This window comes from Capnocytophaga stomatis, from assembly GCF_002302635.1.
Classification (GTDB): Bacteria; Bacteroidota; Bacteroidia; order Flavobacteriales; family Flavobacteriaceae; genus Capnocytophaga; species Capnocytophaga stomatis.
This window is the reverse complement of sequence record NZ_CP022387.1, coordinates 228562-255004: the sequence shown is the minus strand read 5'-3', so window position 1 is coordinate 255004 and position 26443 is coordinate 228562. Positions and strand designations below refer to the sequence as shown.

Genomic DNA, 26443 nt, shown 5'->3' with positions numbered 1-26443 from the left:
GAGTTTTTTTCTATTTTTGCAAAAATTTTTTGGAAAATGAATTTTGATATTAAGGAAATTATATCTACAACAATGGTGCTTTTTGCTGTTATTGATATTGTTGGCAGTATCCCCATAATCATTAATTTACGTCAGAAAGTGGGGCATATTCAGTCGGAGAAAACAGCAATTGTTTCGGCTATTTTACTGATTTTGTTCTTATTTTTAGGGAAAGAGATTCTTAATCTTTTTGGCGTAACGGTGGAATCATTTGCTGTTGCTGGGGCGTTCATTTTGTTTTTCTTGGCCTTGGAAATGATTCTGGGAATTACCCTTTACCGTGATGAAGAGCCACAAACGGCATCAATTGTTCCTTTGGCGTTTCCGTTGGTAGCAGGTGCGGGTTCTATGACTACAGTTCTTTCATTACGAGCGGAATATCACCTTGAAAATATCATAATAGGAATTGTAATCAATATCATATTTGTTTACATTGTTCTGAAATCTTCCAAAAAAATAGAAAAAATATTAGGAAAACAAGGAATAAATGTAATCCGTAAGATATTTGGGGTGATTTTGCTTGCCATCGCTGTGAGATTATTTGCTGCAAATGCCAAAGGATTATTCGCTTAAAAAACTTTTTTAGAAATTAATTTTTATGAAAATATTTATTGTAATATTATTTATTCTTTCTTTAGTTATCATTGGGTTTAATATCTATTTGATAGATTTTTCAAATCCGTTTGAAGGAAAGAGTTTTGTGGCTTTGATTTCGGCAGGTGTAGCAGGAGTTGCACTGTTGTTGCTTTCGATTTTTTATCTATCAAGGCGAATCAAAGACAAGTTGAAATAAAACATCTGATTTTAATTATTATTTAATTGAAATTCAGTGAAATAATATCTGAAATTATGCTTGTATCTAATAAAGAAAACAATTTTTTCCTTTTGGCAGGTCCTTGTGCTATTGAAGGAGAAGAAATGGCGATGAAGATTGCCGAGAGAATAGTTTCCATCACGGATAAATTAAATATTCCGTATGTTTTTAAAGGAAGTTTCAAAAAGGCAAATCGCAGTCGTATAGATTCTTTTACGGGAATTGGTGATGAAAAGGCGTTAAAAATTCTTGAAAAAGTTGGAAAAGAATTTGGAGTGCCAACGGTTACTGATATTCACGAAGTTAGCGAAGCTGAAATGGCTGCTCAATATGTTGATATTCTGCAAATTCCAGCTTTTTTGGTGCGTCAGACTGATTTGGTGGTTGCAGCCGCCAAAACGGGTAAGGTCGTTAATTTAAAAAAGGGACAATTTATGAGTCCTGAAAGTATGAAACACGCCGTTCAGAAAGTACTTGATAGCGGAAATAATAGTGTTTTAATTACGGATAGAGGTACGATGTTTGGTTATCAGGATTTGATTGTTGATTTCAGAGGAATACCAACAATGCGTTCGTATGCTCCTGTAATTATGGATGTTACGCACTCTTTGCAGCAACCTAACCAAACAAGTGGGGTAACTGGAGGTCGTCCTGAAATGATTGAAACCATTGCTCGTGCAGCCATTGTGAATAATGCTGACGGACTGTTCATAGAAACCCATTTTGACCCGGCAAATGCGAAAAGTGATGGAGCTAATATGCTTCATCTTGACTTGCTTGAAGGTCTTTTAACAAGATTAACAGCAATCAGACAAACAATTTTATCATTTGAAGATTAGCATTTTGAATTTTTAAAATTCGCTAATTTTCTAATTTTTTCAAACTAAAAAAATATATGTATCATAAAGAAGCTCTTTCAAATCCAATTTTTTCGTTAATAAGCAAAATTTCAGATGAAATTTCATTGGAAAGTTATGTTATTGGTGGATTTGTAAGGGATTATCTTCTGAAGAAGAAACTTCCGAAAGATATTGATATTGTTTCTATCGGGAGCGGAATTTCTTTGGCGGAAAAAGTAGCTGAAAAATTACCAGATAATCCCAAAGTATCTGTTTTTAAGAACTTTGGAACTGCAATGATAAAGGCAGACGGATTGGACATTGAGTTTGTCGGAGCGAGAAGAGAAAGTTATGAATCCAACTCTCGGAAACCTTACGTAGAAAGCGGAACACTTCAGGACGATCAAAATCGTAGAGACTTCACAATCAATGCGATGGCTTTATCTCTTTCGGAACATAATTTCGGAGAATTGATTGACCCTTTTGATGGGCTTTCAGACCTTAAAAATAAAATTATACGCACACCGCTTGACCCGGATATAACGTATTCGGATGACCCTCTTCGTATGATGCGGGCTATTCGGTTTGCGACTCAGTTAGGATTTGAAATAGAAGAAAAGTCATTGCAGGCAATTGCTAAAAACAAAGACCGTTTGAAGATTATTTCAAACGAACGTATTGTAGATGAGCTAAATAAGATACTTGCTTCGCCAAAACCTTCGATTGGGTTAAAACTTCTGTATGAAACAAAACTTCTTCATTATATTCTTCCGGAACTTGTTGAATTACAGGGAGTAGAGGAACACGAAGGACAACGACATAAAGATAATTTCTGGCATACGTTAGAGGTTGTTGATAACATATCCCAAAACACAGATGATTTATGGTTACGCTGGTCGGCTTTATTGCACGATATTGGAAAAGCTCCAACGAAACGCTTCGACAAAAAAAACGGCTGGACGTTTCACGGTCACGAATTTTTGGGAAGCAAAATGGTTTTCCATATTTTCAAACGATTGCGAATGCCCTTGAATGATAAAATGAAATATGTTCAGAAGATGGTTCGTATGAGTTCACGTCCCATTGTCATTGCTGAAGATATAGTTACAGACTCTGCGGTAAGGCGGTTGGTTTTTGATGCTGGAGATGATTTTGAGGATTTAATGACGCTTTGTGAGGCGGATATTACGACCAAAAATCCAAAGAAATTCAAACAATATCACGATAATTTTCAGTTGGTGCGTCAAAAAGTTGTAGAAGTAGAAGAAAAAGACCACATTCGTAACTTTCAGCCTCCAATTTCGGGAGAAGAAATTATGAAAACGTTCAATTTGAAGCCTTCACGTGAAATAGGAATGCTAAAAGATGCTATAAAAGAAGCCATTTTGGACGGAAAAATATCAAATGATTATGAATCTGCTAAAAAATTTATGTTTGATAAGGCTAAGCAGATGAAACTAATATAAATCAAAAAGGCTGAAAAGAAAGCAAATTTCTTTTCAGCCTTTTTGGTTCAAAGATTAGATTTTTTACAGCAAATTATTGGCAACCAGATATTCAGCAATCTGAATTGTATTGGTAGCTGCTCCCTTTCTCAAATTATCTGAAACTATCCACATATTCAATGTATTGGGTTGAGATTCATCTCTGCGAATACGCCCTACAAAAACTTCGTCTTTTCCCTGTGCGTACAAAGGCATAGGATATGAATTTGTACTGGTGTCGTCTTGAAGAACCAGTCCCTGGGATTTTGAGAACAGTTCGCGAACTTCTTCCAAATCAAAGTCATTCAGAAGCTCAACATTTACGGACTCGCTATGCCCACCAACAACAGGAATGCGGACAGCCGTAGCAGTAACGGAAATACTATCATCACGGAGAATTTTTTTAGTTTCACGAACCAATTTCATTTCTTCTTTTGTGTAGCCATTATCCTCAAAAACATCACAATGCGGAATGGCATTTCGGTGTATTTGGTAGTGATAAGCCATATCTCCTTTTTCTCCTTTGTACTCGTTTTCAAGTTGTTTCACAGCTTTTACTCCAGTACCTGTGATTGATTGATAGGTAGAAACCACAACGCGTTTGATTCCATATTTTTTTTGTAGCGGAGCCAAAGCAATCAGCATTTGAATTGTGGAGCAGTTCGGGTTCGCGATGATTTTATCCTCTTTTGTAAGAACATCGGCATTGATTTCAGGAATTACCAATTTTTTAGTTGCGTCCATACGCCAAGCGGAAGAATTATCAACCACAGTTGTACCTACTTGTGCAAACTTAGGAGCCCATTCCAGTGAAACACTTCCTCCAGCCGAAAACAACGCAATATCAGGCTTTAAGGAAACTGCTTGTTGTAATCCTACAACGGTGTATTCTTTTCCTTGGAAGGTTATTTTTTGCCCAACAGACTTTTCCGAAGCAACAGGAATTAACTCAGTTACAGGGAAATTTCTTTCTTTTAGTACTTCTAACATTACGTTACCAACCATACCGGTAACGCCCACAACAGCTACTCTCATAAATGTTCAAAATAAAAATATGACCGACAAATTTACATATTAAATTTTAATTATGGAATTTATAAAACTAAAATGTTGAATTTGTAACAAAATATTATTTTCTTGTTGATTTGAAAGCCTTTATGTCAAAAATATACGAAAATGATTGTATGATAGCAGTATTTAGGATGATTTTATAATAAAGATGTGGCTCGTTTATCTCTTTTAAATTTCAAAAAAAATAATGACCTTTGTAGCCGTTTTTGATGATTTAAAACCAGAAAAAAGAATGCTGCCACTAAAGGATACTTTGAAACACAAAGGGTTACGGAACCAATTAGCCGAATTATTAAAGGAAAAAGGAATTACGGATACGAACGTTTTGAATGCCATTCGAACAATTCCAAGGCATTTGTTTATGGATAGTAGTTTTGAGGCTCACGCATATCAGGATAAGGCTTTTCCTATCGGAGCAGGTCAAACGATTTCTCAACCTTATACTGTGGCTTTTCAAACGCAACTGCTACAAGTTTCTGCCGGACAAAAAGTTCTGGAAATAGGTACGGGAAGTGGTTATCAATCAAGTGTTTTACTTTTTTTGGGAGTAAATTTATTTACCATTGAACGGCAACAAAAACTCTTCAAACAAACACAATTACTACTCCCGAAGTTGATGCCTCGTCCCGCTAAAATGTACTTTGGAGATGGTTACAAAGGACTGCCTAATGAAGCACCTTTTGACCGTATTTTGGTTACGGCCGGAGCTCCGGAAGTGCCAACCGCCTTGTTAGCTCAACTGGCAGTAGGAGGAAGATTGGTTATTCCTGTCGGGAATGAAACACAAGTGATGACCCTTTTTGAAAGAATATCTCCAAGTGAATTTCATAAAACAGAATATGGTGATTTTCAGTTTGTTCCTTTGTTAAAGGACAAGGTTTAGAAAAATAAAAAGAGAGCAAATCATAAGCCGGATTCTGTTTCTTGACTGGCAAGATGCTTATCATTTATCTTGATTTATAATTACTTATAAACTCAAACCGCCTACCCTCCAACATTGGGCGAGCAACCCTAAAAAGCTGGTTTACACGGCGTTGCACCACATAGAGTTTACCTGATTTCACTACAGCCTAACTGTACTTGCTTTCTGTTGCACTTGTCCTCATCTTACGACGGACGGGCGTTACCCGTTATGCTGCTCTTTGGTGTCCGGACTTTCCTCTATAAAATAGCGATAAGCCGATTTACTCTCGGCGGCAAAGTTAAGAAATTATTTGAATTTTAATTTCTGAAAATAATCAAAATAAATCTTTTTGAGTTATACCTTTTTGTTTATATTTGCCCTCAAACATTTAATTTTATAATGGTTCTCACAGAAAATATTTACAAAAAATACGGAAACCACACAGCTTTAAATAATGTATCCATCACAGTTCCTAAAGGAAGTATTTTTGGACTTTTAGGACCTAACGGAGCGGGAAAAACTTCTTTCATAAGGATACTCAATCAAATAACATATCCCGATTCAGGAAAGGTATTTTTTGATGGGAAACCACTTCATCCTGAGCATATTTCACAAATAGGATACTTGCCGGAAGAACGAGGACTTTACAAAACAATGAAAGTAGGGGAGCAGGCTCTTTATTTGGCACAACTGAAGGGACTTTCCAAAGAAAAAGCAAAAGAACGTTTGAAGTTTTGGTTTGAGCGTCTGGAAATCGGCGATTGGTGGAACAAGAAAATACAGGAGCTTTCCAAAGGAATGGCACAGAAAATTCAGTTTGTTGTAACGGTGCTTCACCAACCGAAACTTCTTATTTTTGACGAACCTTTCAGCGGATTTGACCCCATTAATGCTAACATCATTAAGGACGAAATTCTTTATTTGCGAGAACAGGGAGCCACAATTATATTCTCCACTCACCGAATGGAATCAGTGGAGGAACTTTGTGACCATATCGCACTGATTAACAAATCAGAAAAAATTTTGGAAGGCAATTTGTTGGAAATCAAACGCTCTTTTAAAAACAATGTTTTTGAAGTGGGGTTGAAAATTGACGATGACAAACAAGCCAAGCTCTTAACCGAACTTAAAGAGCATTTTTCAGTAAGTGAAGCCAATTTTAAAAGTTTATATAGTGGCTTGAAACTCAATATCTACAAGAAAGAACATCAAAACGCAAACGATTTATTACAATTTTTGAATTCCAGAGCCGAAATTATGCATTTTGTGGAAAAAATTCCGACAGTTGACGAGATTTTTATGCGTTCGGTTGAAAAAAATAACTAAAAAGAAAATTTTCTGTTTTCATAACCTATTTTTTGTAATAATTAAAGAATGAAACATTTAGGAATAATAACAAAGCGAGAATATCTAAATAAGGTACGAAATAAATCATTCATTATTATGACTTTCGTCAGTCCGCTGGTGGTGATATTGTTTGGCGTTCTGATTGGCTATTTAACCAGTGTTAATAACGCTGGGAATGTAAAAAAAATAGCTATTTTGGACGAAAGTAATCGTTTTTCAAGTAGTTTTGAAAATACTTCGGCAGTGGAATATCTTTTTTTAAGAGACGCTTCCCTGCAAGATGCAAAAACCATAATTTTGGCTGAAAGTATGTACGGATTGTTATATATTCCCCCACAAGATGGCGAATATTGGCACCAGAATATTGAATTTTTTAGTGAAGAATCACCAAATATTTCATTATTAAACCAATTTTCGGACAATATGGAAGCAACTCTTTTTCAGGATAATCTGACATTAAAGGGAATTGATAAAAAGCAAATAGACGAATCGAAAGTAAAGGTAAATATCTCTTTGGAGAATTTCAGTGGAGAAAAAAGCTCGGAGTTGGACAGTATCATAAAAATTGCTATTGGTGGAATGGCTGGTTATCTGATTTTTATGTTTATTATTATTTACGGTAATGCAATTATGCGTAGCGTTATTGAGGAAAAAACCAATCGCATTGTTGAAATTATTATTTCGTCCGTTAAACCTTTTGAATTAATGTTGGGTAAAATTTTTGGAACTTCGTTGGCAGGAATTACTCAGTTTATGATTTGGATGATATTCGGAGGATTTTTAATGACCATTTTAACCTCATTCTTAGATGTAAATCCTTCATCAACCAATGAGGTTTTGATGAATAAATCAGGATTGGACAAGATGACTTCGGAAATTTTATTGGCTTTTTTTAAATTTCCGTTTATGGAAATGTTTACTTCATTCCTGTTGTATTTTGTGGGGGGGTATTTGTTGTACAGTTCTTTTTATGCAACAATAGGAGCAATGGTAGATAATGAAACGGATACACAACAATTTTTGATGCCGATTTTAATGCCTTTAATATTAGCAGTTTATGTAGGATTTTTTACCGTTATAGAAGAACCTCACGGTACGGTTTCGGTGGTACTGTCGTATGTTCCACTTACTTCACCCGTAGTAATGCTGATGCGTATTCCTTTCGGTGTAGCTTGGTGGGAAGTGCTGATTTCCATACTGTTATTATACATTTCTTTCTTTTTAGTGATAAAATTTGCTTCGAAAATCTATCGTATAGGAATTTTGATGTACGGCAAAAAGACAACGTATAAGGAGGTTTGGAAATGGCTTAAATACTAAAAAGATAAGGGCAAAAGTTAAGTTTTTGCCCTTATTTATTTGTTATTTTTGAAGTTTTAATATTTGAGCTAAGATATCTTTGGCTACCTCTGTTTTATTTTTCAAGGGAAATGAAATTTCATTTTCAGGAGTAATGAACGTAATTTTATTCGTGTCCGTTCCGAATCCCGCTCCCTTGTCTTTCAGTGAATTAAGTACAATTCCGTCTAAGTTTTTTCGGTTTAATTTGTGCTTAGCATTTTCGAGTTCGTTATTGGTTTCCAGAGCAAAACCGATGAGAATTTGCTGTTTTTTTTGTTTGCCCAATGTAGCGAGAATATCCGTTGTGGAGACGAGTTCTAATGTAAGGTTAGCCTCTTTTTTCTTGATTTTTTCGAGAGCTTTTATTTTCGGGGTGTAATCGGCTACGGCAGCAGAGAGGATTGCAATATCTGATGTATCAAATTGATTTATAGCAGCTTGATACATATCATCGGCACTTACCACACGATGTAAATGTATATTCTCGTCAATATTTTTTTCAGCAGAAGGACCTAAAACCAAGTGAACTTCAGCACCTTGCTTCACGGCTTCATTAGCGATGGCAATTCCCATTTTTCCTGTTGAAAAATTACCTATAAATCGCACTGGGTCAATGGCTTCATAAGTAGGACCGGCTGTGATTAATACTTTTTTTCCTTTCAAAGGAAGATTTTCGGATAAGTTAGTTTCTATGAAATTTACGATATCTTCAGGTTCAGCCATTCTTCCTTGTCCGACTAATCCGCTTGCCAATTCACCATAAACAGCAGGAATTATCTGATTACCAAATGATTTCAGTTTATTAAGATTTTCATTCACGGTAGGATGTGCATACATATCCAAATCCATAGCAGGTGCTACAAATACGGGAGCTTTAGCAGAAAAATAAGTAGCTAATAACAAGTTGTCACATAGTCCGTTAGCCATTTTTGCTAAGGTATTTGCCGTTGTAGGAGCGATAAGAATTACATCAGCCCAAAGAGCTAATTCTACGTGATTATTCCATTGATTATCAGTTGTTTTGAATGATGAAATCACCTTGTTTTTAGACAATGTAGCTAATGTTAAAGGAGTAACAAATTCTTCTGCACTTTCTGTTAAAATGACCTTTACATCGTGTCCTTTTTTTGTTAATAAACGCACTAAATGAGGCGTTTTATAAGCGGCAATTCCTCCCGTGATTCCTAAAATTATATTCATAAATTTTAATCAAATCAAAAAAGGTTTTAAGGAATAAACCACTTGTGTTTACTGCTTAAAACCTATGTTTTACAAATTAATACAAATAACAATCCCGACCTAATTAGTTGGTTTCTCTGTAATAAACCTTATCCTCCAACCATTCTTTAATTGCAATTGCTTGCGGCTTCGGAAGTTTTTCGTAGAATTTAGAAACTTCAATTTGTTCTTTATTCTCAAAAATTTCTTCCAAATTATCGTTATTAGTTGCAAATTCATCTAATTTTTCGATTAATTCCTTTTTAATTTCGGAATTTATTTGCACTGCACGCTTTGCAATGATTGAAATGGCTTCGTAAATATTTTCAGTAGGAGCTTCAATGGCACTTCTGTTGTAAGTAACTGTAGAAGTTGGAGCATCAATCTTTTTAAAATCCATAGTATTTTCTTTTTTATAAATTTTTATGAGTAAATTTTCAATGATGTTTCAATTTTTTCGAGCATTCTGTCAGCTTCTTTTTTGTAAGATGTTTCGGGATACGATTTTACCAAAGTTTCGTATGCTTCTTTGGCGATTTTCAAACGTTCCTCTTTTTTGTGTTCCACACTATTGATAGCCCACTCATAAGCTGAATGCAGGCGTACGAAAAGAGCTTCTTCTTTAAAAATAGTTCCCGGATTGCCTGATAAGAAATTATCCAAAGCCTTCATAGCAGCTTGATAATCACGGATTAAATTGTACTGTTTTGCAATTTCAAACTCTTTTTTCTGAAGACGCGTTAGCAAATCCAGCGTCATTTCATTAGCTTCTTTTGCATATTCCGTATGAGAATATCGGTCTAAGAATAGTTGTAACTTTTCCAGTGCTTGATGCGTAATTTCTTGATCAACACTGTATTTAGGAGTTTCCAAATAGATTGTTTTAGCTGTTAAAAAAGCGGCTTCGGCTACTTTTTCACTTTTTGGGTATAATTTGCAAAAACGTTCAAACTGATATGAAGCTTTACTGTACTGCTTGGTTTTATAATAAGCGTCCGCAGCCATATAAACCACTCGTTCACCTTGCGGTCTTCCTGCATATTGGTTCACGATATTTTCAAACAGTTGAATTGATTTTCTGTATTTTCCCTCTTTGTATAGTTGTTCAGCCATATTGTACTTAACTGTGGCATCATCAGACTTTAAGGCTTTCTGATATTCCCCACAGGAACTCAACAAACTCGCACCAACTAAACCTATTACGATGTATTTCTTAATTTGCATTCGGCAAAAGTAAATAGTTTTTATGATTTATCAAAATTATGTAAGCATTCCTCCATCAACATTCAAAACTTGCCCTGTGATGTATGCGGACATATCCGATGCTAAAAACACGCAAGCATTGGCAACATCTTCCGGCTGACCGCCTCTTTTCAAAGGAATATTATCTCGCCAACCTTGTACTACTTTTTCATCCAAAACGGCTGTCATTTCAGTTTCTATGAATCCCGGAGCGATTGCATTACAACGTATGTTTCTGGAACCCAGCTCCAAAGCGATGGATTTTGTAAAACCTAACATACCCGCTTTTGAAGCAGCGTAGTTGGATTGACCTGCATTTCCTTTCACTCCCACAACACTACTGATGTTGATAATAGAACCTTTACGCTGTTTTAACATAGTGCGTTGAACAGCTTTGGTCATATTGAAAACAGATTTCAAATTTACTTCAATTACTTTGTCAAAATCTTCCTCTGAAATTCGCATTAACAGATTGTCTTTCGTGATTCCGGCGTTATTTATCAGAATATCAATACTTCCAAACTCGGCAACTACATCTTCAGCCAATTTTTGAGCAGCTTCATAATCAGCAGCATTACTTTGATATCCTTTGGCTTTCACGCCTTTAGCTCTTAATTCATCTTCTAATTTTTGAGCAGCTTCCACTGATGAACTATACGTAAAAGCAACATTAGCACCCTGCGAAGCGAAAACTTCGGCAATTCCTCTCCCAATACCTCTACTTGCTCCTGTGATAATTGCAGTTTTTCCTTCTAATAGTCTCATATTTAGTTTATATTTTATTATTAAAAATTATTGCTTTTGGTCTGAATGCGTTAAAAATAACTTTATTTGTTATCCGCCAACGCGTTTTACTTTAAATCCTTTTCCTTTGAGAAATTCCATAATTTTATCGCGGTAATCTCCTTGAATTATGATACTTTCATCTTTAAAAGAACCTCCAACTCCTAAGAGAGTTTTGATTTCTTTGGCTAAAATTTTGAAATCTTCATCAGCTCCTGAATATCCTTCGATGATTGTTACAGGTTTGCCTTTGCGTTTTTCATATTTGCAAATCAGAGGTTCGTCCTGAAGCCAAATGTTTGATACACTTTCCGCAGGAGTTTCTTCCTCAATATGGTCAGGAAATAAATTTTTTAACTGTTCACGTAACATTTCAGATAAAACATTTTCAGAGTGCAAATATATAAATAAAATTTAATTTTCTTGATTTGAATGAATTCAATATTCTTTATTACATTTGCCATCGATTAATTTTAAAGTAAAAGAAAGTCAAACAAATGAAAAGAATATTTTTATCCTTTATTGCTATTTCTATTTTTGGTTGTAGCATTCAAAAAAATGATGTTCAGAGCGAAGATAAGGTACTTCCGATTTTCCTGAATGAAATTTCCGAACAAAGATTAAATGAAACGCTGAAAGTAATCGCTTCTGATGAAATGGAAGGGCGAGATACAGGAAGTGAAGGCATCAAAAAAGCGGCAAATTACATCGTAGAGCAATACACAAAGGAAGGAATTACGTATCCGCCAAAGGCTTCAGGATGGTTTCAAACTGTGCCGAAATCTTTTTTCAGAAATAAGTTTAACGATTCGGACAATATTTGGGCTTTTGTTGAAGGAAGCGAAAAACCAGAGGAAATTATCGTAGTATCAGCACATTATGACCACGTAGGAATGGAAAACGGAGAAATATACAATGGTGCAGACGATAACGGTTCTGGGACGGTTGCTGTAATGGAGTTGGCACGCGTTTTCAATTTAGCCAAGAAAAAAGGACACGCTCCAAAACGCTCAATTATGTTTTTACTTGTAACGGGCGAAGAAAGAGGGCTTTATGGGTCAAACTTCTACTCTAAAAATCCGTTGTATCCTTTAAAAAATACGGTAGCCAACATAAACATTGATATGATAGGGCGAGTTGATGATTTGCATACAGACAATAATTATGTGTATGTTATTGGTGCAGACCGATTAAGCTCGGAATTGCACACAATTAATGAAGAAATGAACAGAAAATACGTCAATTTGAAGTTGGATTACAAATACGACGACCGTAATGACCCGTGGCAGGTTTATTATCGTTCTGACCATTATAATTTTGCAAAACACGGAATTCCTTCGGTTTTCTTTTTTAATGGGTTACATTCTGATTATCACCAGCCTACGGATACACACGAAAAGATAGATTTTGAAGCGATGACAAAACGCACCAAACTAATTTTTGCCTTAACGTGGGAGCTTGCCAATCGTTCCGAGCGTATAAAAGTGGATAGAGACGGAAAATAAATTTTTGTAATTAGGACTTAATTTATTACCTTTGCGTTTCGTTAAAAAAAAATACAAAAAATGAAATATTTGCAAAATAAATATGTAAAAATCGCTCTTGCTGTATTGATTAATGTCTATGCAATATATCAATTTACACAAGGAAATATAGGAAACGGAATAGCTTTGATATTGTTGTCTTCAATTCCTATATTGTTGTATTTCAGGAATGAATTTATTTTGTTGGCATTCCTCAGATTGAGAAAACAAGATTTTGAAGGAACGAAGAAATGGCTCAGTAAAATAGTTGAGCCTGAAACGGCTTTAATTAAAAAACAACAAGGATACTATAATTATTTGCACGGAATCATTTATTCGCAGATAAACCTTACTCAAGCCGAAAAATATTTCAGAAAAGCATTACAATTAGGTTTGAATATGAGTTATGATATTGCGATGGCAAAGTTGAGTTTGGCAGGAATTATGATTCAAAAACGCAGAAAACGCGAAGCTCAAGAGTTGCTTGCTGAAGCCAAAAAACTGGATAAGCAAAATATGATGACGGAACAAATCAAAATGATGCAACAGCAACTTAAAAGAATTTAACAAAGTTTTACTTTACATAAAAAAGGTGGTAATTGAAAATTATCACCTTTTTTGTTTTTTGACTCTCATTTTCACGGATATAAGACAAAAAAGGAAACCACTTCCCAGTGATTTCCTCCTTAATGATAAAATGTTTAAAACTATGAAAAAAACTTTTTATATGTGTAAAGCACGATTATCTGTGGCAGCCAAAGCAGCTTCTTTAATTGCTTCGGTAAAGGTTGGGTGTGCGTGGCTGATGCGTGAAATATCCTCAGCACTTGCCTTGAATTCCATAGCAGTTACGGCTTCGGCTATCATATCGGCAGCTCTTGCACCAATCATATGAACCCCAAGAATTTCGTCGGTAGAAGCATCAGCTAAGATTTTAACAAATCCGTCTGTATCCATACTCGCTCTGGAGCGTCCCAAAGCACGCATTGGGAATTGCCCTGATTTGAATGCAATGCCTTCTGCTTTAAGTTGTTCTTCCGTTTTACCCACAGAGGCAACCTCTGGCCAAGTATAAACAACTCCGGGAATCAAATTATAGTCAATATGAGGTTTTTGTCCAGCCAATTGCTCGGCAACCAAAACTCCTTCTTCTTCCGCTTTGTGAGCCAACATTGCTCCGCGAACTACATCGCCAATTGCGTAAATATTTGATACATTGGTTTGTAGGTGTGAATTTACTTCAATTCTGCCACGTTCATCTATTTTAACGCCAGCTGCTTCCAAATTTAGCCCGTCCGTGTAAGGTTTTCTTCCTACAGCAACCAAGCAGTAATCTCCTTCAAGTGTGATTTCTTCTCCTTTTTGAGTAGTGGCTTTTACGGTTACTACATCTCCACTTCGTGAAACTTCTTTCACTTGATGACTTGTATAGAACTTAAATCCTTGTTTTTTAAGCACTTTTGTGAGTTCTTTTCCTAAACTTTTGTCCATTGTAGGAAGAATTCCGTCCATATATTCAACAACGGAAACAGAAGCTCCCAATCGTTTGTAAACTTGCCCAAGTTCCAAACCGATAACACCACCTCCGATAACAATTAAATGTTTCGGAATTTCAGTTAGTTTCAGAGCTTCGGTAGAAGTTATAACTCTTTCTTTATCAATGGTTATAAATGGTAGGGAAGAAGGCTTGGAACCAGTAGCGATGATGGTTTTTTGAGCTTCTATCTCTTCAGAAGAACCGTCTTTTGATGTAATTTTGATTCGGGTAGGATTTACAAAACTTCCCAATCCGTGAAAAACATCAATTTTGTTTTTGTCCATCAAGAATTTGATTCCCGAACAAGTTTGTTCTACTACTGCTTTTTTTCTGTCAATCATTTTTTTAAGATTGATTTTTACCTCGCCGGAAACTTCAATTCCGTGTGCTTCAAAGTGTTTCAAAGCGTCTTCGTAATGATGAGACGAATCTAACAAGGCTTTTGACGGGATACAACCCACATTCAAGCAAGTTCCTCCTAAAGTGTCATATTTTTCAATAATAGCAGTTTTGAATCCCAACTGTGCCGAGCGTATAGCCGCTACATAACCACCGGGTCCTGAACCTATTACAACAACGTCGTATGTTTTCATAACTTAATGATTAAATTCTATGATTAATGCCACAAACATACAAATAAAAAGATAGAAATACAAAAACTTTCCTAAATTGTTCTAATTTATTGAACTATTCGCCTTGTATCATTCCTTTTAAAAACTTGGCGGTGTAGCTCTTTTCTTGTTTTGCCACTTCCGAAGGAGAGCCAAAAGCCACGACTTCTCCGCCTCCTTTTCCGCCTTCGTAGCCAATATCGATGATATAATCCATTGCTTTAATTACATCAAGATTATGTTCTATCACAAGGACTGTATTTCCTTTATCGACCAACTTGTCAAGCACTTCTAACAGAACGCTAACATCTTCAAAATGAAGTCCTGTGGTGGGTTCGTCCAATATGTAGAAGGTGTTGCCCGTATCCTTTTTGGAAAGTTCCGTTGCCAATTTTACACGTTGAGCTTCACCACCCGAAAGTGTTGTAGATTGCTGACCCAGAGTGATATACCCCAAGCCTACTTCCTCTATTGTTTTTAATTTACGATGAATTTTCGGGATATTTTCAAAAAATTGAACCGCATCACTGATGGTCATATCCAAAACATCGGCTATTGATTTTCCTTTATAACGTACTTCCAGCGTTTCTCGGTTGAATCGCTTACCCTTGCAAGTTTCGCATTCTACGTAAACGTCTGGCAGAAAGTTCATTTCGATGACTTTTAGTCCCGAACCTTCACAAGTTTCGCACCTGCCACCTTTAACATTAAAGCTGAATCTGCCCGGTTTGTATCCGCGTATCATTGCCTCGGGTGTTTGTGTGAAAAGCGTACGAATTTCACTGAAAACCCCTGTGTAAGTCGCTGGATTAGAGCGAGGTGTACGCCCAATCGGGGACTGATCAATGGCGATGACTTTATCAATATTTTCCAATCCTTCGATGCTTTCATAAGGCATCGGAACTTTTACCGCATTAAAAAAATGAGCGTTCAAAATCGGATAAAGCGTTTCGTTTATCAAAGTCGATTTTCCACTGCCCGAAACGCCCGTCACGCCAATCATTTTTCCCAAAGGAAAGGTTACAGACACATTTTTAAGATTATTTCCCGTACAGCCTCGTAAAATAAGCTCCTTTCCGTTGCCTTTTCGGGGCTTTTTAGGCTCGGAAACCTGTCGCCTGCCACTGATGTAATCCGCAGTGATGGTTTTTGCGTCCATCATCTGTTTTGGAGTACCTTTGAAGATGATTTCTCCGCCGTTTTTGCCCGCTTTTGGACCTATGTCGATAACATAATCGGCTTCGAGAATCATCTCTTCATCGTGTTCAACCACCAAAACCGAATTTCCGATATCACGGAGGGATTTTAAAGAATTGATAAGTCGTTGGTTGTCACGTTGATGCAACCCGATACTGGGTTCGTCCAAAATATACAAAACGCCCGTAAGTTGCGACCCGATTTGCGTTGCCAAACGTATCCGCTGGGCTTCTCCACCCGAAAGCGATTTTGAACTTCGGCTTAATGATAAGTATGTCAGCCCCACATCGACCAAAAATTGCAAACGCGTGCGTATTTCCTTGATGATTTCCGATGCAATTTTGCGCTGTTTGTCCGAAATTCGGTCAGAAAGTGTCGCAAACCATTCCGAAAGCTCTAAAATATCCATATTGGAGAGTTCCGAAATGTTTTTTTCGTTTATTTTGAAATAAAGAGCCTCTTTCCGCAATCTGCTTCCGTTACATTCCTGACAAGGAAGCGTGTCCATAAACTCGGAAGCCCATCTTTTTATGGAAGAAGAATCGGAGTTATCATATTGATTTTTAATAAAATTGACAATTCCTTCAAAATCAATTTCATAATCTCGGGTGATGCCCAAAACATCCGATTTTACGGAAAATTTTTCTTTTCCGCCGTACAAGATAAGCTCCACAGCCTCCTGAGGAAGTTGCTGAAAACCGTCAGACATTTTCGCCCCGAATTTATGCAAAATGGTTTCCAATTGTTTGAAAATCCACGTGTTTTTTTGCTCTCCAATAGCTGAAATAGCTCCGTTTTTGATAGAGAGTTGTTTATTCGGAATTATTTTATTGATGTTTACTTCTTGAACTTCTCCCAATCCGTTACAATGCGGACACATTCCTTTGGGAGAGTTGAACGAAAAGGTATTTGGCTCGGGCATCGGGTAGGAAATTCCGCTTGTAGGACACATCAAATTACGGCTAAAATACTGAACTTGACCTGTTTCCTGTTCAAGAACCATCAAAACGCCATCGCCGTAATGCATTGCAGTTTTGATGGACTCACTCAGTCGTTTTTGGGTTTCCTCCTGATTATCAATAAGCATTCGGTCAATGACGATTTCGATGTCGTGCGTTTTGTAACGGTCGAGCTTCATTCCTTTCTCAATGTCACGAATTTCGCCGTTGGTTCGCACTTTTACGAAACCTTGTTTGGCAATCTGCTCGAAAAGTTCTCGATAATGTCCTTTTCTGGATTGCACTACCGGAGCTAAAATGTTAATTCTTTGATTGTTATATTTTTCGGAAATAAGTTCTTGTACTTGAGCATCGCTATAACTCACCATTTTTTCTCCCGTCTGGAAACTGTACGCATCCGAGGCACGAGCGAAGAGCAATCGCAAGAAATCATATATCTCAGTGATAGTACCAACGGTGGAACGCGGTGATTTTGAGGTAGTTTTCTGTTCAATAGCAATAACGGGTGAAAGTCCGTCGATTTTATCCACATCAGGACGCTCCAATCCGCCTAAAAACTGCCTTGCGTATGCCGAAAAAGTTTCGATGTAGCGTCGTTGTCCTTCGGCGTAAATGGTATCAAACGCCAATGACGATTTTCCACTTCCGGAAAGCCCCGTGATAACCACCAATTGCTCTCTGGGAATGTCAATATCTATGTTTTTAAGGTTGTGAACGCGAGCACCTTTGACGGAAATATTTTCCTCAAATTGGGTTTGTTTTTCTTCCAAACAAGTCGTGGTCTGATTTTTTTTGCGTTGTATTGTTTTGTTGTTTTTTTCTTTTTTTTGGCTCTCTTTCATTTGAATATGAGATTAGGGGGCAAAGTTACGAATTTAAGTTAAAATATAAGAGGTGAAAAGGAAATAGTGATAAGTCATAAAAAAATAGTAGCTTTGCACTTTAATTGTTTCGACAAACGAAGTTGTATCGTAGAAAAAAATGAAAAAAGTAGTAGTAGGGCTTTCAGGCGGTGTGGATAGCAGTGTTGCTGCGTATCTTTTGCAACAACAAGGGTATGAGGTAATTGGCTTGTTTATGAAGAACTGGCACGATGATTCGGTTACGATTTCCAACGAATGTCCTTGGCTGGAAGATAGCAATGACGCCCTTCTGGTAGCTGAAAAATTAGGCATTCCATTCCAGACTGTGGATATGAGTGAGCCATATAAACAACGCATTGTTGATTATATGTTTCGTGAGTATGAAAATGGTCGTACTCCTAATCCTGATGTGTTGTGTAACAGAGAGATAAAATTTGATGTGTTTATGAATTTGGCTCTTTCACTTGGAGCTGATTATGTGGCAACCGGGCATTATTGCAGAAAGGAAGAAATCATTGTTGATGGCAAAAAAATCTATCGTTTACTTTCAGGAAAGGATACAAATAAAGACCAATCTTATTTTTTATGCCAATTATCACAGCAACAGCTAAGTAAAGCTCTTTTCCCGATTGGTGAACTTCAAAAATCGGAGGTTAGAGCTATTGCCTCGGAACAAGGATTAGTTACCGCCGAAAAGAAAGACTCTCAAGGGCTTTGCTTTGTAGGAAAGGTGCGTTTACCTGAATTTTTACAACAACAATTACAACCTAAAGAGGGAGATATTATTGAAATTCCGAATGATTGGCAAGGATATAAATCTTTTGATTACTTAAAACTTTTTGAAACTTATGAAGATGAATTGAAATATCTTTCAAAAAGATTTGAATATCAGCCTTCTGACGGAAAAAAAGTAGGTACACACCAAGGAGCTCATTATTTTACCAAAGGTCAACGTAAAGGTTTGCACGTGGGAGGCACACCCGAACCACTTTTTGTTATAGAAACTGATGTAAATCAGAATATTATCTACGTAGGGCAAAGTCATAGCCACAGAGGTCTTTTCCGAAAAGCTCTTTTTATAAAAGAAAGTGATGTGCATTGGGTTCGTGAAGATTTGGCTTTGCAAATAGGTGAAAGCAAGGATTTTATGGTGCGTATTCGCTATCGTCAGCCGTTGCAGAAAGCTATTTTGTACAAGACCGAAAGTGGGCTTTTTATTTATTTTGAAGAACCGCAAAGTGCCATTACCGAAGGACAGTTTGCCGTTTGGTATGATGATGAGGAACTCGTTGGAAGCGGAGTGATTAGTTGAAAATCCGGAAATGGGTTGTAAATCATTGGATTAGAGGAAGATGATGAATTTTTTTCTGATTTTTAAACTTTTATTGAAGAATTTTAAGAGATGAGATTGTTTAAAAGAAGTCCTTTTGGGCAAATATTGTGGATAAAACGCTGGTTAATCAGGCTTTTCGGGATTATTACGCACAGCCGTTATAATGGGTTTAATCAGTTAAAAATAGAAGGCTCAGACGTCATCAGAGCGTTACCTGAAGCAAATGTATTGTTTATATCAAATCACCAGACGTATTTTGCTGATGTAGCTGCGATGCTTCACGTTTTTAATGCAAGTCTGAAAGGAAGGGTAAATACAATTAAAAATATAAGCTATTTGTGGAATCCGAAGCTAAACATCTATTACATAGCAGCTTCCGAAACGATGAAGTCAGGCTTGCTTCCAAAAATTTTGAGTTATGTCGGTGCAATTCCAGTGGACAGAACTTGGCGTGAAAAGGGAAAAGATATCAAACGCGATGTTAAACAAAGTGATGTAAATAACATCGGAATTGCTTTAAATGACGGCTGGGTAATTACTTTTCCACAAGGGACTACATCTCCTTGGAAACCTATTCGTAAAGGCACAGCTCACTTAATAAAACAATATAAACCTATTGTAGTGCCTATTGTGATTGATGGTTTTCGTCGTTCGTTTGATAAAAAAGGAATCAATATCAAGAAAAAAGGCGTTCAACAATCAATGGTTATCAAAGCACCTTTACAGATTGATTATGAGAATGAAAGTGTTGAACAAATTGTTGAGAAAATAGAAATGGCAATCGAGCAACACGAATCATTCTTGAAAGTAAAAAATACACAAACCGACAACTAATTTTGTAGCTGTCGGTTTTTTTCTATTTTGGATAAATCTCTTTTAAAGCTTTTACATACACCAAAACTCCTTTATCCTTAAATTCCTCTTGCTCATAGAGTTTGATGGCACCGGTTTTGTCGGCAGAAGTGAAAAGCAGGATTTCTCCCAAATCTAATGACTTTCCCTTTTCGATAAGGGCTTGAATGAGTTTTTTTCCTATTTTTTTTCCGCGTTGAGATTCACTCACAACAACGTCCTCAATCCAGCCTTTATGTCCGGAAATGACCTTGTAAACAGCCATTGAGGCCATCCCTAAAAGCCTTCCGTCCTCAATATGGCAAGCTATGAAAGGAGCTTCTTTTTCATTTTTAAAAATCTCAGAAAGAGAAAGTTGATTTCTTTTGCTCAGCAAGGAGAATAAATCACGAGCATCTTGCTCAATTACCGGAGTAATGAGTTCTTTTGTTAAAAATGTAACCATAGTTTTCTTCTTTATTTCTTCAACAAAACTAATCAAAAAAATATAAAAAACAATAAAGAGTGTAAAAAATCTATAAAAAAGTAAAAAAATATTTGTGATGAAAATTTATTTGAGATTATAAAAATGTTTGTAACCAATTAGTAATTAGTTTTTTATATGTAGAATCTTTAAAAATTAGAATTATTAATTTCTTTTTCGTTAAACCATTTATTTTTTTCGATGTCTAACGAAGTATATTTTATAAAAACGAAATCATTTATTATGAAGAAATTAGTATTTTTACTCACTTTTGTTACATTTTCAGTTTGGGGACAAGAGTTTTCAATATCAGGAAAAGTGATTGATAATGAAACTAAAACGCCTTTGGAATATGCAACTATCGTGCTTGAATCGTTGGATAATCCAAGCAAAATAACAGGAGGCGTAACTAACGAAAAAGGAGAGTTTGACGTAAAAGCTCCTAAAGGAATGTATCATTTGAAAGTTCAGTTTTTTTCATTCAAAACTTATGAAGTGAAGAATTTTAACTTAAATGATAACAAAAAGTTAGGTAATATTATTTTAAAAATTGATGTTGAGGAACTTAGCGGAGTTGATGTTGTTGCCGAGCGAACTACGGTTGAGTTGCATTTGGATAAAAAAGTGTACAATGTGGGGCAGGATATGACCGTTAAAGGAGGTTCAGTTTCCGATGTTTTGGATAATGTGCCTTCGGTTTCGGTTGATGCGGAAGGAAAGGTAAGCTTCCGAGGAAATGAAAGTGTTCAAATTTTAATTAACGGCAAGCCTTCCGCTTTGTCGGGAGTCAATGATGAAGCTTTGCGTCAGCTTCCTGCGGAATCTATTGAAAGAGTGGAAGTTATTTCAAATCCTTCATCACGTTATGATGCCGAGGGAACAGCAGGAATTATCAATATAATTCTTAAAAAAGGAAGTGCAATGGGCTTTATGGGGTCGGTAACTGCTTCGGTAGGAAACCCGCAGGCGTATGAATTGGGAACAAATCTGAGTTTGCGAAAAGAAGATTGGACTTTCTTTACAAATCTGTCGTATAATCATCGAAATTCTCCCGGAAATACGAATTTTAGTCAGGAAAATTTGGATAATTTGGGCAAAACTGCCAATTTTCAAGATGAAAATCGCAAAACAAATCGTCTTAGAGATGGTTATAACCTTAATTTAGGGGCTGAATATCGTTTTAATGATAAATCTTCCATTACAAACAGCTTTGTTTTGAGTTCGAAAAAAGGAACAAATACCACAGATAATAATTTTTTAAATTACGATGCCAATCGTGTGCTAACAGCAAAGCGTTACAGAAATAATACGGAATCAGATGATGATTTTCGTTTTCAATATTCGCTTAATTTTGAACATAAATTTAATAATGATGGACATAAATTAACTGCTGATTATCAGTTTTCTTCATCAAAAGAAGATGAAAATGCCATCATTAAAGAAAGAAATTTGACAACGAATATAGATTTAGAAACGGAACAAACCATCGGGAAAGAGAAAGGCGTAAAACATCTGGCTCAGATTGATTATGTGCTTCCGTTTGGGGAAAATAAAAAATCGCAGTTTGAAGCGGGTTATCGCGGAACGTTAGATGAAACGGATATTGATTTTACGGCAGGCATTTTGGACGGAGCAGGAAACTTGGTCAGAAATCCGAATTTTAGCAATCACTTTGTGTATGAGCAGAATGTGAATGCATTTTACTCACAACTTGGAACGAAATTTGGCAAATGGAACTTTATGGGAGGATTGCGTTTTGAACATACCAAAGTTACTTCTCTGCTGAAAAATACGAACGAAAACTATTCAAAAGAATATTCAGCATTGTTTCCTTCAGTGTATTTGGGATACGAATTTTCGGGAGAACAGCAGATTAGTTTGAGTTATAGTCGCCGTTTGCGTCGTCCTTGGTCACGATTTATCAATCCGTTTGTATCTCGTTCGAGTAACACGAATTTATTTAGCGGAAATCCGGATTTAGATCCAACGTACACCAATGCTTTTGATGTTGCGTATTTGAAAAAATGGGATAATTTAAGTTTGAACACGTCTGTTTATTACAACCATTCCACAGAGGTTTTTGAAATGATTTCGTTGGAAACGGGCGATTTTATTACGATAAATGGGCTTTCGGTTCCTGTGATGTTGCGTCGTCCGATTAATCTTTCCGATGAAGATAGGGTAGGGGTAGAATTTACAACGAATTACACTCCGAAAAGAAATTGGCGTTTTTCATTAAATATGAACTTTTATCACTATAAATCAAGCGGTTCATATACCTATACGAATTACCAAAATGTGACAAGTACACAAAATTTTAATACAGAAGCCAATTCGTGGTCAAGTCGTTTTACGGCGAAATTACCTTTAATATATAATATTGATTTTCAAACGAATGTTATGTATAATGCTCCCAGAAAATCAGCTCAATCGGAGATAGAAGGAGAGCTTTCGGCTAATTTGGCTTTGAGTAAGGAAATATTAAACAAGCAAGGAAATATCTCCTTGAATGTGAGCGATGTATTCAATTCGCGTAAAATGATTGCCGATACGAAAACGGAAAGAGTGATTACACATACCGAAATGCAATGGCGTCAGCGTCAAATAATGCTGAATTTTACATATCGCTTCGGAAATATGAAAGGACAACAAAAAGAACGAAAATCCCAGCGTGACAACACAATGGATGAGACAGAGATGGAATTTTAGAGAAAAATGTTGTCAGGGATGAGTTCTTTATGGTCGGCTTACAATACTGTGAGTCGGCTTTTTTGTGTACAAACTTTTCTCTTTCATTTAATAATGATATCTTTGCCCCCGATTTAATTTTTAAAGACAATGCTAACAGTTTCAAATTTATCGGTTCAGTTTGGGAAAAGAGTTTTGTTCGATGAGGTAAACGTAACTTTTACACAAGGTAATTGCTATGGAATTATCGGAGCAAACGGAGCAGGAAAATCTACCTTTTTAAAAATCCTTTCGGGAAAAATAGAGCCTACCAGTGGGCGTATTATCCTTGAGCCCGGCAAACGAATGTCAGTTTTGGAGCAAGACCACTATGCTTATGATGAGTTCACGGTTTTGGAAACCGTTATTATGGGCAACAAAGTGCTTTCTGCCATAAAAAAGGAAATGGACGAGCTTTACGCTGATTATTCCGATGAAAATGCCGACCGAATTGGCGAATTACAACTACAATTCGATGAAATGAATGGTTGGAATGCCGAAAGCGATGCTGCTGCCTTGCTTTCCAACTTAGGAATTTCGGAAGATATGCACTATACTTTGATGGGCGAAATGGACGGAAAGTTAAAGGTTCGCGTGCTTTTGGCACAGGCACTTTTCGGAAATCCTGATGTGCTTATTATGGACGAGCCTACCAACGACCTTGACTTTGAAACCATCGGTTGGCTCGAAAATTTCTTGGCAAATTACGACAATACGGTGATTGTGGTTTCGCACGACCGTCACTTCTTGGATGCGGTGTGTACGCACATTTCCGACATTGATTTCGGGAAGATTAACCACTATTCCGGAAACTATACCTTCTGGTACGAAAGTAGCCAATTAGCCGCTCGTCAGCGTGCGCAACAAAACAAAAAGGCTGAGGAAAAAGCCAAAGAGTTACAGGAATTCATCGCACGTTTTAGTGCCAACGTAGCTAAGTCAAAACAGGCAACTTCGCGTAAAAAAATGTTGGAAAAATTGAATATCGAAGAAATCCGACCTTCTTCGCGTCGTTATCCTGCCATTATTTTCGATAAAGAACGTGAGGCGGGCGACCAAATTTTGCACGTGGAGAACCTTTCGGTTTCTATCGATGGTGAAATTTTGTTCCAAAATGTAGATATCAACTTGGCGAAAGACGATAAAGTGGCAGTGATTTCAAAAGATTCGCGAGCTACGACGGCTTTCTACCAAATTCTGAACGAAAAACAGCAACCCGACAGCGGAAAATTCCAATGGGGAGTAACCACTTCGCAATCGTATCTTCCAGTGGACAATTCCGAATATTTCAATAATGATTATTCGCTGGTGGATTGGCTTCGTCAGTGGGCAAAAACCGAAGAGGAACGCGAAGAGGTGTATATCCGCGGATTTTTAGGTAAAATGTTATTCAGCGGAGAGGAAGCCTTGAAAAAATCATCGGTTTTATCGGGAGGAGAAAAGGTGCGTTGTATGCTCAGCCGTATGATGATGCTTCGTGCTAACGTTTTGATGCTCAACGAACCCACCAACCACTTGGATTTGGAAAGTATCACGGCTTTCAACAACTCGCTCAAAAACTTCAAAGGCAATGTGTTGTTCACCACGCACGACCACGAGTTTGCTCAAACCGTTGCTAATCGAATCATTGAGCTTACGCCTAACGGGGTTATCGACCGTTATATGACTTTCGACGAGTATATGGATGATAAAAACGTTCAAGAACTTCGCAAAAAGATGTACGAAAGAAAATAAAGGGTTGTGTTATTAAAAGTATGATGCAGGTTATGATTGTCAGGCTGAGCGTAGTTGAAGCCTTGTAATGATAACGCTTTGACTACGCTCAGCCTGACAAAAACACTTTTTTTAAAGGCATCATACTTTTTACATCACTTCCAATAAAAGTCTTCAAAGGCTAAAAAATAATTATGATAAACGACTCCGAATGCAAATTTTGTGTTCGGAGTTTTTTGTTTCTGTTTTGAAAATCTAAAAAAGCAAAAAAAGAATTTAAAAAAGCAAAAAGATAGATTACGTAAGCTAAAATATTGTCTTCATAACCTAAAAAATAAATTCTGGAAGCTAAATTATTATTATCAGAAGCTAAAATATTGCTTCTTAAATTTAAAAAATAGCTTCCAAAATCTAAAATATTGTCTTCAAAACCTAAATTATTGCTTCTTGAATCTAAAAAATAGTCATCATAATCTAAAATATTGTCTTCATAACCTAAAAAATAAATTCCGGAAGCTAAAATATTGTCATCAAAATCTAAAAAATTACTTCTATAATTTAAAATTTAGTCATTAGAACCTAAAATATTGCTTCTTGAATTTAAAAAATAATCATCGAAATCTAAAATTTAATCATTAGAATCTAAAAAATAAATTTCAGAAGCTAAAATATTGCTTTCATTCAGTTTTTATCTTTAGCATTATAAAATAAAAAAGGTTATCAATTCAAAACTGATAACCTTTTCTTTATTTTGATATTTTATTTAGTAATTAATTTCGAATGTAGTTACGTATTTTTCTTTATCGTTGGTATTTTTGTAGTTTTCAGTAATTTTTGTAACATAGCCTTCTTTATCGAATTCATATTCGTAAGAATAGGAATATCTGTCAGAAGAGACTTGAGTAGGAAGCATTTCTGAGCTTTTTCCTGTAGGAAAAGGTAAACAAAGTAAAAACATTTTATTATAAGAAAAACGACTTAATAAAATGAATGAAAAATTATTTTTATTACTATGCTTACTGTATTCAATTCTTACATCAGGATTATTTTTGTCTCCTAAAGCTACAAAATTGCCATTTTCCCAATGATAATTATATATTTCATCTTTATCAATGGTTCCTTTGCCTGCTTTTTTGATTTCTTGAATTAATTGATTGTCAGTATTGTATTTATATTCGTAGTTTTTCTCGGAAGATTCTATTCTTGTCAAGGAAACAACATTTCCTTTTTCATTGATTGTTGCTGATATCTTAAATTTTTCAATTTCAATCTTATCTTTTTGGTAAGATACGTCAAATGAATTAGCAATTTTAGTGATTTTATTTTCTTTATTGTAGGTGTAATGAATTATAGCATCTTTTAAATTTTCTTCTCCGCCGTTGATTTTTACCGACTTAATAAGTTTTACGCGAGTTGAATCATTTTCATTAGGTTTTGGAGTATCAGTATCTTTTCCGCAAGAAATAGTGGTTAATAATACTACCAAAAGAATCATTTTCAAAACATTTTTTTTCATTTTATTTCGATTTTTATTTGTTGAAAGAGCAAATATATAGAAATATTTTTCAATTTTCAGTTTTTTT

The 26443-nt window shown here is 36.0% G+C and carries 23 protein-coding genes and 1 other RNA gene; 13 read left to right on the top strand and 11 right to left on the bottom strand.

The window, feature by feature from the left end; translation table 11 throughout:
- Window positions 1-36 precede the first annotated feature (36 nt).
- From CGC58_RS01180 to CGC58_RS01165, 4 genes are read left to right on the top strand one after another with little or no spacing between them, the layout of a single operon-like run.
- The gene (locus tag CGC58_RS01180) at window positions 37-612 is read left to right on the top strand and encodes a MarC family protein (protein WP_095894746.1); all 576 of its coding nucleotides are present in this window, start codon (window positions 37-39) and stop codon (window positions 610-612) included.
- Window positions 613-637: 25 nt separating this feature from the next.
- Complete coding sequence (locus CGC58_RS01175) at window positions 638-832, top strand: hypothetical protein (protein ID WP_095894745.1); 195 nt, start codon at window positions 638-640, stop codon at window positions 830-832.
- A 56-nt stretch (window positions 833-888) separates the two neighbouring features.
- Entirely contained in the window at window positions 889-1692 is an 804-nt protein-coding gene (gene kdsA, locus CGC58_RS01170) for a 3-deoxy-8-phosphooctulonate synthase (RefSeq protein ID WP_095894744.1), read from the top strand.
- Window positions 1693-1748: 56 nt separating this feature from the next.
- Window positions 1749-3158 carry a CCA tRNA nucleotidyltransferase gene (locus CGC58_RS01165; RefSeq protein WP_095894743.1) on the top strand — a complete coding sequence of 470 codons (1410 nt, stop codon included), beginning with the start codon at window positions 1749-1751 and terminating at the stop codon, window positions 3156-3158.
- Between the two features lie 63 nt (window positions 3159-3221).
- Here the strand turns inward: CGC58_RS01165 and CGC58_RS01160 are convergent, their stop codons facing one another.
- The gene (locus tag CGC58_RS01160) at window positions 3222-4211 is read right to left on the bottom strand and encodes an aspartate-semialdehyde dehydrogenase (RefSeq protein ID WP_095894742.1); all 990 of its coding nucleotides are present in this window, start codon (window positions 4209-4211) and stop codon (window positions 3222-3224) included.
- 268 nt (window positions 4212-4479) lie between these two features.
- Between CGC58_RS01160 and CGC58_RS01155 the strand changes: the two genes are divergently transcribed.
- Entirely contained in the window at window positions 4480-5130 is a 651-nt protein-coding gene (locus CGC58_RS01155) for a protein-L-isoaspartate(D-aspartate) O-methyltransferase (protein WP_095897054.1), read from the top strand.
- An 8-nt stretch (window positions 5131-5138) separates the two neighbouring features.
- Here the strand turns inward: CGC58_RS01155 and rnpB are convergent.
- An RNA gene (gene rnpB / locus CGC58_RS01150) (RNase P RNA component class A) lies at window positions 5139-5438 on the bottom strand.
- A gap of 112 nt (window positions 5439-5550) precedes the next feature.
- Between rnpB and CGC58_RS01145 the strand changes: the two genes are divergently transcribed.
- On the top strand, window positions 5551-6477 hold the full coding sequence (locus tag CGC58_RS01145) for an ABC transporter ATP-binding protein (protein ID WP_095894741.1): 927 nt from the start codon (window positions 5551-5553) through the stop codon (window positions 6475-6477).
- A gap of 48 nt (window positions 6478-6525) precedes the next feature.
- Window positions 6526-7818 carry an ABC transporter permease gene (locus tag CGC58_RS01140; RefSeq protein ID WP_095894740.1) on the top strand — a complete coding sequence of 431 codons (1293 nt, stop codon included), beginning with the start codon at window positions 6526-6528 and terminating at the stop codon, window positions 7816-7818.
- Window positions 7819-7860: 42 nt separating this feature from the next.
- Here CGC58_RS01140 and coaBC read toward each other — a convergent pair whose 3' ends face one another.
- From coaBC to CGC58_RS01115, 5 genes are all read right to left on the bottom strand, one after another.
- A complete protein-coding gene (gene coaBC / locus CGC58_RS01135; protein ID WP_095894739.1) occupies window positions 7861-9039 on the bottom strand; it encodes a bifunctional phosphopantothenoylcysteine decarboxylase/phosphopantothenate--cysteine ligase CoaBC in 1179 nt (392 codons plus the stop codon).
- Window positions 9040-9142: 103 nt separating this feature from the next.
- Complete coding sequence (locus CGC58_RS01130; protein WP_095894738.1) at window positions 9143-9457, bottom strand: DNA-directed RNA polymerase subunit omega; 315 nt, start codon at window positions 9455-9457, stop codon at window positions 9143-9145.
- Window positions 9458-9480: 23 nt separating this feature from the next.
- Window positions 9481-10281, bottom strand: a complete 801-nt coding sequence (locus CGC58_RS01125; RefSeq protein WP_095894737.1) for an outer membrane protein assembly factor BamD — start codon at window positions 10279-10281, stop codon at window positions 9481-9483.
- Window positions 10282-10317: 36 nt separating this feature from the next.
- Window positions 10318-11064 (bottom strand): 3-oxoacyl-[acyl-carrier-protein] reductase, encoded by a 747-nt coding sequence (fabG, locus tag CGC58_RS01120; RefSeq protein WP_095894736.1) that lies wholly within the window; start codon window positions 11062-11064, stop codon window positions 10318-10320.
- Between the two features lie 69 nt (window positions 11065-11133).
- Entirely contained in the window at window positions 11134-11454 is a 321-nt protein-coding gene (locus tag CGC58_RS01115) for a translation initiation factor (protein ID WP_095894735.1), read from the bottom strand.
- A 125-nt stretch (window positions 11455-11579) separates the two neighbouring features.
- Between CGC58_RS01115 and CGC58_RS01110 the strand changes: the two genes are divergently transcribed.
- On the top strand, window positions 11580-12587 hold the full coding sequence (locus CGC58_RS01110; RefSeq protein ID WP_095894734.1) for a M28 family metallopeptidase: 1008 nt from the start codon (window positions 11580-11582) through the stop codon (window positions 12585-12587).
- A gap of 60 nt (window positions 12588-12647) precedes the next feature.
- A complete protein-coding gene (locus CGC58_RS01105; protein ID WP_095894733.1) occupies window positions 12648-13172 on the top strand; it encodes a hypothetical protein in 525 nt (174 codons plus the stop codon).
- A 156-nt stretch (window positions 13173-13328) separates the two neighbouring features.
- Here CGC58_RS01105 and lpdA read toward each other — a convergent pair whose 3' ends face one another.
- Complete coding sequence (gene lpdA / locus CGC58_RS01100) at window positions 13329-14735, bottom strand: dihydrolipoyl dehydrogenase (protein ID WP_095894732.1); 1407 nt, start codon at window positions 14733-14735, stop codon at window positions 13329-13331.
- A gap of 94 nt (window positions 14736-14829) precedes the next feature.
- Window positions 14830-17751 (bottom strand): excinuclease ABC subunit UvrA, encoded by a 2922-nt coding sequence (gene uvrA, locus CGC58_RS01095; RefSeq protein ID WP_095894731.1) that lies wholly within the window; start codon window positions 17749-17751, stop codon window positions 14830-14832.
- Between the two features lie 139 nt (window positions 17752-17890).
- Between uvrA and mnmA the strand changes: the two genes are divergently transcribed.
- Both mnmA and CGC58_RS01085 read left to right on the top strand, forming a co-directional pair.
- Window positions 17891-19084 (top strand): tRNA 2-thiouridine(34) synthase MnmA, encoded by a 1194-nt coding sequence (gene mnmA, locus CGC58_RS01090; RefSeq protein ID WP_095894730.1) that lies wholly within the window; start codon window positions 17891-17893, stop codon window positions 19082-19084.
- A 90-nt stretch (window positions 19085-19174) separates the two neighbouring features.
- A complete protein-coding gene (locus tag CGC58_RS01085; protein WP_095894729.1) occupies window positions 19175-19939 on the top strand; it encodes a lysophospholipid acyltransferase family protein in 765 nt (254 codons plus the stop codon).
- A 22-nt stretch (window positions 19940-19961) separates the two neighbouring features.
- Here the strand turns inward: CGC58_RS01085 and CGC58_RS01080 are convergent, their stop codons facing one another.
- Window positions 19962-20402 (bottom strand): GNAT family N-acetyltransferase, encoded by a 441-nt coding sequence (locus CGC58_RS01080; protein WP_095894728.1) that lies wholly within the window; start codon window positions 20400-20402, stop codon window positions 19962-19964.
- Between the two features lie 261 nt (window positions 20403-20663).
- Here CGC58_RS01080 and CGC58_RS01075 point away from each other — a divergent pair, with 261 nt between their 5' ends.
- Window positions 20664-23129, top strand: coding sequence for an outer membrane beta-barrel family protein (locus CGC58_RS01075; RefSeq protein WP_232748850.1), 2466 nt, complete (start codon window positions 20664-20666; stop codon window positions 23127-23129).
- Window positions 23130-23258: 129 nt separating this feature from the next.
- The gene (locus CGC58_RS01070; protein WP_095894726.1) at window positions 23259-24881 is read left to right on the top strand and encodes an ABC-F family ATP-binding cassette domain-containing protein; all 1623 of its coding nucleotides are present in this window, start codon (window positions 23259-23261) and stop codon (window positions 24879-24881) included.
- A 742-nt stretch (window positions 24882-25623) separates the two neighbouring features.
- Here the strand turns inward: CGC58_RS01070 and CGC58_RS01065 are convergent.
- Window positions 25624-26376 (bottom strand): DUF4595 domain-containing protein, encoded by a 753-nt coding sequence (locus CGC58_RS01065; RefSeq protein ID WP_095894725.1) that lies wholly within the window; start codon window positions 26374-26376, stop codon window positions 25624-25626.
- Window positions 26377-26443 lie beyond the last annotated feature (67 nt).